13 protein-coding genes are annotated in these 14,382 nt (G+C 56.0%); 5 read left to right on the forward strand and 8 right to left on the reverse strand.

The genetic code is table 11. The annotated features are described in order from the left end of the window. Window positions 1–18 precede the first annotated feature (18 nt). The 7 genes from F1379_RS23770 to F1379_RS23800 form a co-directional block, all read right to left on the reverse strand. Complete coding sequence (locus F1379_RS23770; RefSeq protein ID WP_150274685.1) at window positions 19–963, reverse strand: nucleoside hydrolase; 945 nt, start codon at window positions 961–963, stop codon at window positions 19–21. Window positions 964–985: 22 nt separating this feature from the next. After that, the gene (locus F1379_RS23775; protein WP_150274688.1) at window positions 986–2,332 is read right to left on the reverse strand and encodes an amidohydrolase family protein; all 1,347 of its coding nucleotides are present in this window, start codon (window positions 2,330–2,332) and stop codon (window positions 986–988) included. Window positions 2,333–2,381: 49 nt separating this feature from the next. After that, the gene (locus tag F1379_RS23780) at window positions 2,382–3,233 is read right to left on the reverse strand and encodes a carbohydrate ABC transporter permease (protein ID WP_162551270.1); all 852 of its coding nucleotides are present in this window, start codon (window positions 3,231–3,233) and stop codon (window positions 2,382–2,384) included. 18 nt (window positions 3,234–3,251) lie between these two features. Beyond that, window positions 3,252–4,559, reverse strand: coding sequence for an ABC transporter substrate-binding protein (locus F1379_RS23785; RefSeq protein WP_150274692.1), 1,308 nt, complete (start codon window positions 4,557–4,559; stop codon window positions 3,252–3,254). A 23-nt stretch (window positions 4,560–4,582) separates the two neighbouring features. Next, window positions 4,583–5,557 (reverse strand): carbohydrate ABC transporter permease, encoded by a 975-nt coding sequence (locus F1379_RS23790; protein ID WP_150274694.1) that lies wholly within the window; start codon window positions 5,555–5,557, stop codon window positions 4,583–4,585. 32 nt (window positions 5,558–5,589) lie between these two features. Next, window positions 5,590–6,384: an IclR family transcriptional regulator gene (locus F1379_RS23795; RefSeq protein WP_150274696.1), complete on the reverse strand. Its 795-nt coding sequence runs from the start codon at window positions 6,382–6,384 to the stop codon at window positions 5,590–5,592. A 404-nt stretch (window positions 6,385–6,788) separates the two neighbouring features. Next, window positions 6,789–7,316 (reverse strand): hypothetical protein, encoded by a 528-nt coding sequence (locus F1379_RS23800; protein WP_150274698.1) that lies wholly within the window; start codon window positions 7,314–7,316, stop codon window positions 6,789–6,791. A 256-nt stretch (window positions 7,317–7,572) separates the two neighbouring features. Between F1379_RS23800 and F1379_RS23805 the strand changes: the two genes are divergently transcribed. The 5 genes from F1379_RS23805 to F1379_RS23825 all read left to right on the forward strand — a co-directional run bounded on the left by F1379_RS23805 (window position 7,573) and on the right by F1379_RS23825 (window position 13,000). Next, window positions 7,573–9,150: an AraC family transcriptional regulator gene (locus F1379_RS23805; protein WP_150274700.1), complete on the forward strand. Its 1,578-nt coding sequence runs from the start codon at window positions 7,573–7,575 to the stop codon at window positions 9,148–9,150. A gap of 131 nt (window positions 9,151–9,281) precedes the next feature. Beyond that, on the forward strand, window positions 9,282–10,253 hold the full coding sequence (locus tag F1379_RS23810) for an ABC transporter permease (RefSeq protein ID WP_420850526.1): 972 nt from the start codon (window positions 9,282–9,284) through the stop codon (window positions 10,251–10,253). Continuing rightward, window positions 10,246–11,193, forward strand: coding sequence for an iron chelate uptake ABC transporter family permease subunit (locus tag F1379_RS23815; protein ID WP_150274702.1), 948 nt, complete (start codon window positions 10,246–10,248; stop codon window positions 11,191–11,193). Before F1379_RS23810 ends, F1379_RS23815 begins: the two co-directional genes overlap by 8 nt. After that, window positions 11,190–11,960 (forward strand): iron ABC transporter ATP-binding protein, encoded by a 771-nt coding sequence (locus F1379_RS23820; protein ID WP_150274704.1) that lies wholly within the window; start codon window positions 11,190–11,192, stop codon window positions 11,958–11,960. The genes F1379_RS23815 and F1379_RS23820 overlap by 4 nt, the downstream gene beginning before the upstream one ends. A gap of 17 nt (window positions 11,961–11,977) precedes the next feature. Then, entirely contained in the window at window positions 11,978–13,000 is a 1,023-nt protein-coding gene (locus F1379_RS23825; protein WP_239004786.1) for a siderophore ABC transporter substrate-binding protein, read from the forward strand. Between the two features lie 470 nt (window positions 13,001–13,470). Here the strand turns inward: F1379_RS23825 and F1379_RS23830 are convergent. Continuing rightward, window positions 13,471–14,382 (reverse strand): IS256 family transposase (locus tag F1379_RS23830; protein ID WP_150274706.1); only part of this gene is annotated, 912 nt, incomplete at its 5' end.

The raw sequence follows: 14,382 nt of genomic DNA on the forward strand, positions 1-14,382 counted from the left end.
TCCCCCTTATTCCCGCCATCAATGCTGCTGCAGGAGCGTAAATACCATCTCCCGGAACAGCTCCCGGTCTGCATCCAGACACACCTCGGCGTTTGGCGGCTTCTTCAGAACCCCGTTCATGTCCACCAGACTGTAGCCCCGGGTCAGCTCGCTTTTGTACTCGACGTCAATATAATAGCGGCCCGAGCGAGACATGATCCGGTTGTCGATCGCCATCGCTACCGTCAGCGTATCGGGATGGGACAGCCGGCGCTGTCCGGTACGCTTCAGGCCCAGCTCCATGCCGGTTCTCAGCACCTTCATGTAAAAGCTGGCGAACGCCGTGTTCATGGCTTCGATCTCCCGGAAATGCTCCTCCGCCATCACCGGGCTGCGATGGCAAACATCCCAGCCCATCATCGTCAGATTAAATCCGGCATGCACAACGATGTTCGCCGCTTCCGGATCGACGAAGAAGTTAAACTCTGCCGCCGGGCTGTCGTTGCCGATATAGTTATTCGCTCCGCCCATTACCCACAGCCGCTTCAGCTTCCCGACAATGGAGGGGTCCAGCGAATAGGCAAGCGCCAGATTAGTCAGCGGCGCCTGCGCGATCATCTCGATTTCACCCGGATACTCATTGATCAGGCGAACAATGGCCTGTGCGGCATGTTCGTCCTGCGGCTGCAGGGACGGCTCGGGGAAGTTCGAGCCGCCCATCCCGTCCGAGCCGTGAATATGCTCGGCCGTGAACAATTCACGCATCAGCGGCTTGACCGCTCCAGGGTACACCGGCACATCGGGACGCTCCGCGATTTCCAGCGTAGTCAGCGCATTGCGTGTGCCAAGACTAAGCGGCACATTGCCGGCAACGGTCGTAACAGCCTTCAGCTCCACGCCCGGCCAGCAGGCGGCTAACAGCAGTGCAGTACAGTCATCGCCCGCAGTATCAGTGTCAATCAGAAGCATTTTACGTTGACTCATAACAGCGCCCCCCTTCTTTGAATCAGATCCCGGCACGGACGCTCACTTCAGGCAGTGCCTTACCGCTTTCATACAGGATCCGTTCCTCGTCCATCGTCAGAATTTGGCGGTCCTTCATCACAATGGCGCCGTCGATAATGGAATCCTTGACATCACTGCCGTTTACCGCCTCCACAATGGTCGGTATCATCCGGTGGTTCGGCCAGATATGCGGCTGATCGGTGTCAATCAGGATCAGGTCAGCTTTTTTGCCGATCTCAATTGTACCGATCTCGTCCGGGATCTGCAGCGCGGCTGCACCGCCGGCTGTCGCCATCCGGATCAGCTCTTCCGCAGGAATGACGACCGGATCAAAGATCGGCAGTCCCCAGAACGCATGGAGTCCGGAACGGAACACTCTCATCTCGTCAAACAGGCTGAGGCTGGAGCCGGCCGCGCCGTCGCTGCCCATGCCGATCGAAAGCCCCTGCTGCATCATTGTCGGTGTCTTCGGGAAGCCGTGGCTGCCGAAATTGCTGCGCGGGCAGTGGACAACCTTAACACCCCGTTCCTTCATTAAAGCAATTTCGCCCTCCGACAGCACTACGTTATGCGCCGCCAGCATGTTGGGTCCGAGCGCCCCGAACATGTCGAACACTTCGGCCGGGCGTTTCTGGTAATGCTGGAGACAATAGCTCACTTCATCGCGGTGTTCGGCCAGATGAACGTGAAGTCCGGCTCCGTACTCCCGGGCTTTATCGGCCATCAGCGACATCAGCGCCGGGGTGCTCGTCATCACCTGGCGCAGCGCAAACCAGATGCGCAGTCGTCCCTCGCCCGCTCCGTTATAGGAGCGGTACAACTCCTCTATCCGCGCGGCTGCGTCCTCCGGCGAGGCGGCTTTCATCGAATCCGGGATGAACGGTCCTATGTCCATGGTGGAGCAGGTGATCGCTGCGCGCAGGCCGGATTCGATAACCGTCTCCGCCACCTTGTGCATGTGGACGCCGCCCGATTCGGCAAATGTGGTCGTGCCCGACTTCATCATTTCCAGGCAGCTCACCTGAGCCCCGAGATAAACATCCTCTTCGCGCAGGCTGCTCTCGAAGGGCACCAGAATCCGCGACCAGATCATCGGATATTCACCGAGCGTCCGCCCTCTCAGGAACTGCTGGCAAGTATGGGTATGCGCGTCGACAAGGCCGGGCATCAACAGCTTTCCTTTGCCGCGCAGCGTTTCTTTGCCTTCATATTTTCCGTTCAGCGTCTCGGACGGCCCGATATCCACAATCCGGGTATCCCGGATGACGACCGTTTGGCCCTCCGCGATTTCAAAATCGGGGGTCATCAGACTGCAGTTCGTAATCAGTATGTCTGCTTGCTCCTTCATCTGCACAGTTCCTTTCCTGATTCGTAGTAAGTTTAGCGGTGCGCCGCTGTTATTTGACTCCGCCTTCCGTCAGTCCCTGCACGATATAACGCTGGAAATAAAGCACAAGCAGCAGAACGGGGATACAGGAGACGACGCCCGCCGGGAACATCAGCTCATAGGCGATGCGGTCCTGGCCGATAAATTCCGAAATTCGCGTCGGCAGCGTCCGGGTGCCCGAATCCGTCAGGATGGAGGCCAGCAAAAATTCGTTCCACGCCCCGATGAAGACAAACACGCCGGTGGCCGTAAGCCCCGTGGCCGATAGCGGCAGCATTATCCGGAAGATGGATTGCAGCCGGGTGCAGCCGTCGATTCTGGAAGCCTCCTCAATTTCGTGCGGCAGTGATTGCAGAAAGGAGTAATACATCCAGACTACATAAGGAAGCGAGAACGTCATGTATGCCAGGATCAGACCTGTGTAGCTGTACAGCAGACCCGTTACCCGCATCAGCACGAACATCGGGATCAGCAGCGCCATCTGCGGCAGCATCTGTGAGCCGAGAATGGTCAGAAATACGGTCTTCCTCCCCGGAAACTTGAGTCTGGCGAAGACGTAGGAGGCGAATATGCCCAGAACCAGCGACAGCAAAGTCGTAAAACCGGCCACAACCAGACTGTTCCTGAGTGCATCCAGAAACGTGCCGTTTGAAAACAAGTTGCCATAATACTTGAAGGTGAACTGCTCCGGAAGAACCACAGGCGGCCGGGAGAGCAAATCGACCGGCCTTTTGACGCTGGACAGGAGCAGCCATAGAAAGGGAAACAGCACGTATAACATGAGGCCCAGAGAGATTCCCCGGACGAGCACCCCCTTGGCGATTCTCCGGGATGTCCATTTGGACGAATAGCTGCGGTTCATCGGCATACCCCCTAACGTTTATTTTCCGAGCAGCTTCAGCACATTGGCTTCAGCGGCGCTGAGCGCCTCCTCCGCTGTCTCCTTGCCCGCCACGGCGGCAGAGATATGCCTGGACACTTCATCCGCGATGACCGCCGCCTGTTCATGCTTGAACATGCCGTAAGGATACTGCATCTGCTCGGCGAGCGGCTCGAAATGCGGGTTCTTCTCCAGCACTTCGGCATCCGCAAGAGCGGCGGAATCGGCAGGCACACGGCCAAGGTTAATCGCCATTGCTTTTTCCTGCTCTGTTGAGGTTACGAACTTGATGTATTCCATCGCCTGCTCCTTGTTCTTGGAACCTGCAGGAATCGCCAAACCGCCTGTCTCCGCATAAGAGGATGTCTTCAGGACGGCGCCGGGTATCATCGCCACGCCAACCTGGCCGACGATTTTCGACGTTTCCGGATTGTTCGCCAGCGGGTACGTGTGCGGAGCGTTCATCATCATGGCAATGCTTCCCTGCGCAAAAGCATCAGCCATCGGAGCGGTACTGTCATACTGCACGGACGAGGGGCTGACGATTCCATCCCGCAAATTCATGTCCGCCATAAACTGCAGCGCCCTTACTCCCTCGGGACTGTTGAAGATCGGCACGTCGCTCTCGTAATCCCAGAATTCGCCGCCCTCCGCTCTCAGGTGGACAATGAACGGCGTGTAGGAGAATTTCTCACCCCAGGGCTCTGCGTATGGGGTGATGCCGGCCTCTTTCAGCTTGGTCGCAGCTTCCGTAAACTCGGTCCAGGTCGCCGGCGCCGCAGCGATGCCCGCTTTGGCAAACAGCTCCTTGTTATAGTACAGCTGCCAAGGCCACAGATAACGCGGAAAGCCGTAGGTTTGGCCGCCGTTCATCAACGGCGTGAAATAATCCTCAGGAATATTGGCCCTCATCTCGTCTGTAATCATGTCGTCCAGCGGAGTAAGGAAGCCTTTGGGCGCGAACTCGGCGACAAAATCGTCTCTTACATGCACGACGTCGTATTCGGTGCTGCCCCCGGCAAACGCCGTCGCCAGCTTGTCATGCTGCTCCGTAAAGTTGACCACTTCATAGTTCACCTTGATGCCAGTGGCCTCCTCGAATTCCTTGGCCTGATCTTGCCAGAACTGATCGCCGACGTAGAGGATCGTAATTTCGCCCTTGTCGCCTGCGGCGGCATTGCCTTCGGCCCCGTCTGCACCCGCCGCTGTATTCCCGCCGTTATTGTCCCCGCATCCCGTTACCGTCATCGCCAGCGCTAAACCCGCCATACCCCAATGCAGTCTGGATTTCCCCCACACCTTCGTCATCTCGTAAGCTCCTCTCTAATGTCTTAGTTCTCGACCTTGAGCGTCTTCATATATAGCAAGGTGAACACCAGGGTCAACAGGGTAATGCAATAGCTGATCGCCGCTCCATAACCGATATTGAAGTTGCGGAAAGCCTGCTCGTAAGCAAAGACGTTGAGCGTCATCGTGCCATCCTGAGGCCCGCCTTTGGTTAGCAGCCAGATGAGGTCGAACACGCGGAGCGTCCACATCGTTTCGATAACCAGCAGTACCGTGATGACGGGCTTAATATGAGGCAATATAATATGATAGAATGCGGTAATCGATCCGCCGCCGTCCACTCTTGACGCCTCATGAAGCTCTCTCGGGATGGATTGCATCGCGGCGAGCAACAGCAGGGCTACGTAAGGGACGCTTTTCCAAATATCGGCGAACAGCACGGCCGGCATGGCCGTATGTACGTTGACCAGCCACATTTGATATTGGTCGATAAAACCCAGTCTCAGAAGCAGCTCGTTGAATATGCCGTAATCACCGCTGTACATCCATTGCCACATCAGGGAGTTCACTACGTTGGAGAGAGCCCAGGGAATCAGAAAGAGCCTCTTGAAGAATGCGGCACCCCAAACCCCGAAATAGATCGTCAGCGAAATGCCGAATGCGATAGAGAGTGTAAGGATGACCTTGACCACTGTAAAGAACATCGTGTTGGTCATCACCTGCGGAAAACGGGCATCCCGCAGCAGTTGGATGTAATTGCCGAATCCGACGAATTCATAAGTCATATTCCCCTGCGTGAATGCTACCTTCGTAAACGAAATGAACAGGGCGTACAACATCGGGACTACAACGACAAGCACAATCAGCACTAATGTCGGCAGCAGATAGAGGTACGCTGTCGATGTGTCGGAGAGCTTGTCCAGTCTGCCTAGCAGTCTCCCGCTTCCGCTGCCCGCGCCCTCCGACGGCTTGTCCCTGCCACGCCAGAACAACCTGGAATTACGGTCTACCTTCTCCATGTTGCCTCCCTCCTTCTTCCCTATTATTGCCGCTAGATACCGGCGGTTCGCGCCTCATATCGCCATTGGGAGCCGAGGCCCCGGGAAATGGCTTGGGCAGCTTCGCCGCAAGCCTCGTGGCACCGCTCCATTTTTCCTTCCATCCGGAACTCCGGACCGAGAATCGCAATTGAGGCGACGACCTTCTCCTCATGATCCCTGACAGGAAAGGCTATGCCCACCGAGCCCATATCGACTTCCTGAAACGTCCAGCTGTATCCCTGCGCCCGAATCTTCGCCAGCGACTCCCGCAGTGTGTCCGGGTCGGTATCCGTAAAGGGGGAGAAGGCATTCAGACCTCCGGCGATGATGCCTTCCCTTTCGTACTCCGGCAGATAAGCCATCAGCAGCTTGGTCGGCGCGCCCCCGTACAGCGGGACCCTCTTGCCTAACTGGGAGGTCGATTTGATGGATTCATGGCTCTCCATCTTCTCAATGCATACGCCGGATTGCCCGTCCACAATCGTAAGCAGCACGGTTTCCCCGGTCCGCTCGGCGAGCGTCTCCAGTACGGGTCTTGCCAAGGTACGAAGATTCATCCCCCTCGCGACGACCATTCCGAGCTCGAACAGTTTCAGGCCGAGTCTATACTTTTTGGTTACCGGGTTCTGCGTGACGTACCCTCTTGCCTCCAGCGTCGTCAGCATCCGGTGGATTACGCTTTTGTAGCAGTCCAGTTCCTCGCTCAGCTCGGTTACCCCCCACTCGGGCCGCAGATCGGTAAAGCATTCCAGCAGCAGGAGCATGCGGTGTCCGGTCTCCAGCTTCGGCTTCTCATTAGCAGGCATATTTATTCCTCTCCTTTAAGTTGTTCTTATTTGCGGAACGCTGTTCTTTTATGTAGTTAAAAAAATAACTCCCTAGCAAATGTAATATTTAATAACATAAAATTCAATGATTCATTGGAAATTAGGTCTAGTATATCAATTTTTAGTGTTTTTACAACCCTTTTCGTTAAAATTTTATTTTATATGTTATATAATTTAACATACAAGGGATTGATACCTCACTTAGTGTTCTACTCCTACTATAAAAAAGGCCGCCTCTTCAGGTTTACCCTAAAGAGGCGGCCGGGCCGCTTTTGCAGCAGGTCACACAGGCGAAGGATGTCTCTGCGGGAGCAGACTCAGCCTTCGCGCGTGTTCGCGGCTGAATTGTACTTGCACCAAAAGCTGTCTGAAGCTGTGAATCATTACTTCTCCAGCTCCAGCACCTGCTCTTTATCCCTCAATAAATCGGCATACTCGGATTTATACGACTCCAGACTCTGCTTCAGGTCCGCATCATTCGGCTCTGCCTTGAGCCGGCTTGAGGCCGCCAGAATCTGCTCCACCACGGCGTCGATTTTAGTGTCGATGGCTTCGATACGGCTCTTGGCAGGCGACAGCCCCGGGTCGCGCGCTGTCGCCGGCAGCACCGGGCCGATCAGCGACGGGCTGAGCTTGTCCGCTTCCTTGGCGACAGAGGCCCTTTTCTCGTCCAGGCTGATTGTTTTGCCGGAGACGGTTACTTTGTAGCCGGCCAGCTCCCCGATGGCCCGCACGGGCGCGTAACTTTTACCATTAATGACAATGGCCGGATCGGCCAGCTTTTTGCCGTATACCTTCACCGTATATTCCGCTTCAATCGTCTTCCCCACCAGAGTACCAGAGGCGCCGATGGCTTGCGTGCCCACCATCAGCACTGCTCCCGCCAGGAATCCGGCGACCGCTTTCTTCATCCGAACATTCCTCCCTGCCCTGTAACTTTACGTCCATTGTAACACGGATCGACAGCAAGCGCAGAAATCTGCATTAGTTTCCGCCGCTGCAGCCGATTCCTGAACCGTTCTGACCTTAGTGTCAGGCCGGCTCCTGTAAGGCAGTGTGTCCAGGAAGTATTTGGCATAAGGCTTGCCTAAGCCGCTCCCTTGCAATCCCTCACCCCTTAGTTAATAATGATTATCATTATCGTATATTTTCAAAGGAGAACTGAACATGGTGCACTTAGCCGAATATACCCGGCAGCTGTTCTTTACATATAACGGCTTCAATGTGCTCGAAATTCCCTCGGGCGGCTACAAGGAATGGACTTCCTCCTCAGCGGATGAAGCGGCCTTTCTGCTGGTGGACCAGCACCGCCTCAAGGCTACATTGCAAGGACAAGGCACGCAGAGCAGCGATACCGTGAATGGCGGGGAAATCCTTCTGATCCCGCCGAACTGCTCCTGTATGCTGCAAAGCGAAGGTGAACAGAACGCCAAAGCATTCGTTGTACGCTTCGGCGTACAGGGAACGGAACCTGCACGGGAAGCGCTGCGCGGCGTGGACCGCGAGTACCTGGGCGGCGAGCGCATCCGCAGCTTCCGGATGCCGCAGGCCCGGAACTGGCTGCAGGACTTCGCCCGCGAAGCGGCGGCGGATGATCTGGCCCATTACTCCCGGCTGCAGTCGCATCTGTATATGATCCTCTCCGGCTTCGTCGCTTCCCTGAAGAAGCCGAAGGCTGCGGCCGCCGATCTGCTTCATTACGTAGAGCATGCCCGAGAATACATCGCGAAGCGGTATCACGGGACCATTGATATCGAAGAGCTGGCCCGCGCCTCGGGGGTCAGTTCAAGCCGCTTCTACCGGGCATTCCGGCTGCATACCGGTCTCAGTCCCCTGCAGTATACAACGGCCGTGCGGCTGGGCGCGGCGATGCAGCTGCTCTCCGGCGGTGCTTCATCCGTCGTGGAGACCGCCCATGCCGTCGGCTATCCCGACGAGCATTATTTCAGCCGGCTGTTCAAGAAGCAGCTTGGCCTTAGTGCGAGTGAATACAGCGCCGCCGCCCGGCGCAAGGTGGTTACGCTGACGCCGGTATTTCTGGGCGATCTCGCCCCGCTCGGCCTCTCGCCGCAGCTTACCTTCGAACGCAATGCCCTGGAGCAGCCGGAGGAGGTCTTTACCCGTCTCCGCGAGGCCGGGCCGGAGCTGATCCTTACCGGCCCGATCGAGAAAGAGCTTCTTGCGGAGCTGGAAGCGATCGCTCCGACGACCGTCATCCGCTGGAAGGGATATCCCTGGAAGCAGCGCTTCCTGGACATCGCAGGGCTGCTGGAGCTGACGCCTGTGGCGGAGCGCTGGCTTGCGATGTACAGCGGCAAGGTCGCCAATGCCGGTGTGCAGCTGCGGCAGTATTGGCGGGATGAACCCGTGCTGCTGGCCGTAACCCGGACCGAGGATTTCGTCGTGTTTGGCCGCAACAACAACAAAATCAACGACCTCTTCTACGGAGAGCTGGGGCTTACGCGTCCGAAGCTGCTGGATACACTGGAGGGCCCCGGCCTCTATTCGCTGCCGGAGATTGCCGACATGGACTGCGAGAATATTATGATTATGGTTCCGTCCGCCTTCGAGCATCTGGAGCTGGCCAGGCTGGAGCAGGAATGGCGGCGGCTCGGGCAGCGGGGCAGCAAGAAACGCTGTCTCTTCATCCCCTATCACGGCGTGCTCAATTATAATGCAGAGTGTTACGAGAATCTGGTCGATCAATCGGTCTGGCATACCAGCAGCCGGATGCTCTCCCGCTGAAGCTGTCCATAATGCCGAAAAATCCATCGAATTTGAAGTATTGTCCAGCCCCTTCGGCAAGTCTTTTCCGTTATAGTAATACTAGACATAATGATAATGATTCTCAATGAGAAAGAGGACATGGTAATGAAATGAAGGATGTTTCTTTTTTTCTGAGCAAAAAGTTTCTGGCTGCGGTGCTGCTCCTCCTGTCTGTGACCTCCCTGTTCATCGGGGTCAAGGATCTCAGCCCGCTCGATCTGTTCTCGCTGGATCAGAGCCAGCGCCAGGTGCTGCTGATCAGCCGCCTGCCCCGGCTCATCAGCCTGATTATCGCCGGCGTCAGCATGAGCGTCGTCGGACTGATCATGCAGCAGCTCAGCCGCAACAAGTTCGTCTCGCCGACCACCGGCGGTACAGACGACTCGGCCAGGCTCGGCATTCTCGTCGCCATGCTGCTGTTCGGCAACGCCCCTACGATGGGCAAGATGCTGGTCGCCTTCGTCTTCGCCCTGGCGGGCACCTTTCTCTTCATGAAGCTGCTGGACCGGATCAAGCTGCGGGACGCGGTCTTCATTCCGCTGGTGGGGCTGATGTTCGGGAATATTATCAGCTCGGTGACCACTTTTTTTGCCTACAAATATGATCTGATCCAGAACATCTCCTCCTGGCTGCAGGGCAACTTCTCCCTGGTCATGAGCGGGCGCTACGAGCTCTTATACATAAGCATTCCGCTGGTTATTGTTGCCTATATCTTTGCCGACAAGTTCACAATCTCCGGCATGGGCGAAGAGTTCGCAGTAAATCTGGGTCTGAATTACCGGCAGGTGGTCAACATCGGGCTGATTATCGTCGCGCTGGTCTCGGTGGTGGTGATTATTACGGTGGGAACCATTCCTTTTCTCGGGCTGATTATCCCGAACCTCGTCACGCTGATGCGCGGCGATCATCTGAAGAAAAGCCTGGGCCACACAGCCCTCCTGGGCGCCGTATTCATTCTCGGCTGCGACATTCTGGGACGGGTCGTCATCTACCCCTATGAAATTCCGATCGGCCTGACGGTCGGCGTCATTGGCAGCGGAATATTCCTGTACTTGCTTCTGAGGAGAAAGGTCTATGAATAACACGGTCAAAATCAGTCTCTTGTCGCTGCTCTGTCTGGCGCTGATCGCGATCTTCCTGTTCACCGGTATGATCGGGCAGTGGGATTACGTCTTCCCCCGCCGTGTGTACAAAATCGCCGCCATCGCCATCACTGGCGCAGCCATCGCGTTCTCGACGCTGGTGTTTCAGACGGTGACGAACAACCGCATCCTGACGCCGAGCATCATCGGCCTGGATTCGCTGTACATGCTGCTCCAGACATTCATCGTCTTTGTCTTTGGCTCAACGAGCCGCCTGGTGACCCAGCCGGAGCTGAACTTTCTGCTGTCGGCCGGCTGCATGCTGTTGTTCGTCGGCATTCTGTACCGGCTGATGTTTAAGGGAGAAGGCCGGCATCTCTACCTGATGCTGCTGGTGGGGCTGGTGCTTGGCACCTTTTTCGGCAGCATGTCGACCTTCATGCAGGTGCTGATCGACCCCAATGAATTTCTGGTGGTGCAGGGGCGGATGTTCGCCAGCTTCAACAATGTGAACACCGGCCTCCTGCCGCTGGCCTTCGCCGTGATGATCGCAGTGCTGCTTTATGGTCTGCGTTATCTCGGTATCCTGGATGTCATGTCGCTGGGGCGGGACCATGCGGTCAATCTTGGAATCGCCTATGACAAGACGGTCAAGCGTCTGCTGGTGGTCGCCGCCGTGCTGGTATCGCTGTCGACCGCGCTGGTCGGTCCGATTACATTCCTGGGGCTGCTTGTGGTCAACGTCGCTTACCAGCTCATGGCCACGTACCGCCACCGCGCGCTGCTCGGGGGCTCGATCCTGATCAGTATCGCGGCGCTGGCCCTCGGCCAGCTGCTGGTGGAACGGATCTTCACCTTCTCCACCACCATCAGCGTCATTGTCAATTTTGCCGGCGGACTATATTTCCTGTACCTGCTGCTAAGGGAGAACAAGATATGATCGAAGTCAGAAATGTAACCAAGAGCTACGGCGGCAAGCCCATCGTCGACAACGTGTCGCTGGACATCCATAAAGGCAAGGTCACCAGCTTCATCGGACCGAACGGCGCCGGCAAAAGCACGCTGCTCTCCGTCATCAGCCGCCTCAGCGCCAAGGATTCCGGCCAGGTGCTGATCGACGGGCGCGAGGTGGGCGCCTGGGACAGCGGGCAGCTGGCCCAGGCCATCTCCATCCTCAAGCAGTCGAACCAGATCGGCGTCCGTCTCACGGTGCGGGAGCTGGTCAGCTTCGGCCGCTACCCTTACTCCAAGGGGCGGCTGACGGCCGCCGACCGGGAGATGATCGACCAGGCTATTGCCTATCTGGAGCTGGGCGAGCTGCAGGACAAGTATCTGGACCAGCTCAGCGGCGGCCAGAACCAGCGGGCCTTCATCGCCATGACGGTGGCGCAGAACACCGATTATGTGCTTCTGGACGAGCCGCTCAACAATCTGGACATGAAGCATTCCGTGCAGATTATGAAAGTACTGCGCAGACTGGCGGATGAGCTTGGCAAGACCGTAGTCATCGTGCTGCATGACATTAATTTCGCCTCCTGCTACTCCGACCGGATCGTGGCCCTGAAGCAGGGCCGGGTGATCCGGGAAGGTACAGTGGAGGAGATGATCGACACCGCCGTGCTGCGGGAGATTTACGACATGGACATCCCGGTGGAGCTTATCGGCGGACATCGGCTGGGCGTATATTTCGCCGACTATACTAAATAAAAGGTGGGTTCTATTCAATGAAGAAGAAGATGGTTACCGGCAAGACTTTCGGCATGACTCTGGTACTGGCCATGAGCCTTGTCCTCTCAGCTTGCGGAGCGAACAGCAACGCAGCAAATGGCAATGGCGGCAATGGTGCACAAGCGGAGGGCGCAGCACCGGCCGCTACGGCAACGGCAACCGTCGCTCCGGCTGAACCGCAGGAGCTGACGATCACCCACGAGCTGGGCGAAACGAAGGTGCCAGAGAACCCGCAGAAGGTCGTCGTCTTCGACTTCGGCGTGCTCGACTCGCTCGACAAGCTGGGCGTAACGGTAGCAGGTGTGCCGCAGGCCAACATCCCGCCGTATCTCAGCAAATATGAAAGTACAGACTACGCCAATGTCGGCGGCCTGAAGGAACCGGACCTGGAGCAGATCAGCGCCATCCAGCCGGATTTGATCATTATCTCGGGCAGACAGTCCGATTACTATGAAGAGCTGTCGAAGATCGGTCCGACCATCTACATGGGCGTAGACACCGAACGTTACATGGAGTCCTACAAAGAAAATGCCGGGAAGCTCGGCCAGATCTTCGGCAAGGAAACGGAAGTCACAGCCGAGCTGGAGAACGTTGATGCTTCGATTCAGGCCCTGAACGAAAAGGTAACCGCCTCCGGCAAAAAAGCGCTGATCATCCTGGCCAACGACGGCAACATCAGCGCCTACGGCTCCGGCTCCCGCTTCGGTATCATCCATGACGTGTTCGGCTTCGCTCAGGCGGACGAGAACATTGAAGCTACAACGCACGGCCAGAGCGTATCCTTCGAATACGTCGCCGAGAAGAACCCGGATTATCTGTTCGTCATTGACCGCGGCGCGGTGGTCAGCACCGGCGAGCCGGCTACCAAGGACATGGTGGAGAACGATCTCGTGAAGAATACCAATGCCTACAAGAACGGCAAAATCGTCTACCTTGACCCGAACTACTGGTACCTCTCCGGCGGCGGCCTGCTGTCCGTGGAAGCAATGGTGAATGAAGTGGCGGCTACGGTGGAATAGGTTAAGCTATAAGCTTAAGTGCATTGCAAGCCCCGTCTCGTAAGAGAGGCGGGACTTTATTGCATACTTCGTCTATACCCACATGCGGAACAAGAATGACACTGTAAGAGCGGCATAGCTACTTAATTAGTTATGTTTCCTAAAAGCTGTTTAGTTGTTTGGGCTGCTTGGGCTATCTGAGCAGAGTGAGGGTTAAACAGCCTGCGGCGATAGCGCTCTGTTCATTAGTTCGATAATCGCAACTTAATTCTCGCTTAAACTGCCCTGGGGCCGAATTAGTTCGATAATCGCAACTTAATCCGGGCTAATTGGGTGTGAGAAGCTGATTTTGGTGAAATTAAGTGGCGCAAATCGATCTATTCCTGAGAAATCAGGGTAGCGTCAAGAAGTTTGTGTAAAAGAGTAAAAGTATTCTTCTGGGACATCGGTGAGATGGTTCTCTTGGTGGGGGAGGCCTCCCCCACCAAGAGTTATTCAGCAGGCTGTGCGGGATACCGCTTTTCAAACATCTCATTTAACTTTACCTTCACATCTTTGTCTCCAAAGCCGCGAATGACACGTTCTGCAAATCGCTCATTGTAGTCAATGACATCGAGGTAGATGATCTTTTCTGCTGCATCCATATTCGTCAGACTGTTCATCGGCTTTAACCGCTTGCGAATCTCTTTGTTCATTCGCTCTATCGGATTCGAAGTGTAGATGGCTTCTTTAATGAGTGCTGGGTACTTGTAGAACGTCAACAAGGTCGGGAGCTGCTCTTCCCAGGACCGCATTTCTTTGGCGTACAGCTTGCCCCATTTCGCTTTTACCGAGTCAAAGGCCGCTCGGGCCAACTCTTCATCGGCAGCGGTGTACACTGTCTTCAGATCTTCAATGACTTCGGTCCGGTGTTGAACCCGGATTTTCGGAAACGTGGAGCGGACTTTATGAACGACGCAATGCTGCACATCTGCCTTCGGGTAGACTTCTTTAAACGCTGCATCCAGCCCAGGCAGACCGTCAAACACGCCTAGCAATACCTCATGAGCTCCACGGTCATAGAGGTCTTTGAGCACTTCACGCCAGCCATTGGCGCTTTCCTGGCCGCCCACATAGAAGCCCAAGATTTGACGGTGGCCTTCCGTGTCAATGCCCATGGCAAAATAGACGACCTCACCGCTGACGGTTCCACGCTTGAGTTTGACGTAGAGACCGTCCAGGTAGATGACGGAGTAGCGCTTTTGAAGTGGGCGTTTCTGCCACTGGTGAATGTCCTCCAGCACCGTTGCGGTAATATTGCTGACGGTAGTGGGCGAGTAATGGCTGCCGAACATACTCTCAATAAACCGGGCCACGTCCCGGGTGCCCATGCCCGATTTGTACATCTGAATGACCGCTTCCTC

Origin of the sequence: Paenibacillus tepidiphilus, from assembly GCF_008635795.1 — a bacterium.
GTDB lineage: Bacteria > Bacillota > Bacilli > Paenibacillales > Paenibacillaceae > Paenibacillus_AQ > Paenibacillus_AQ tepidiphilus.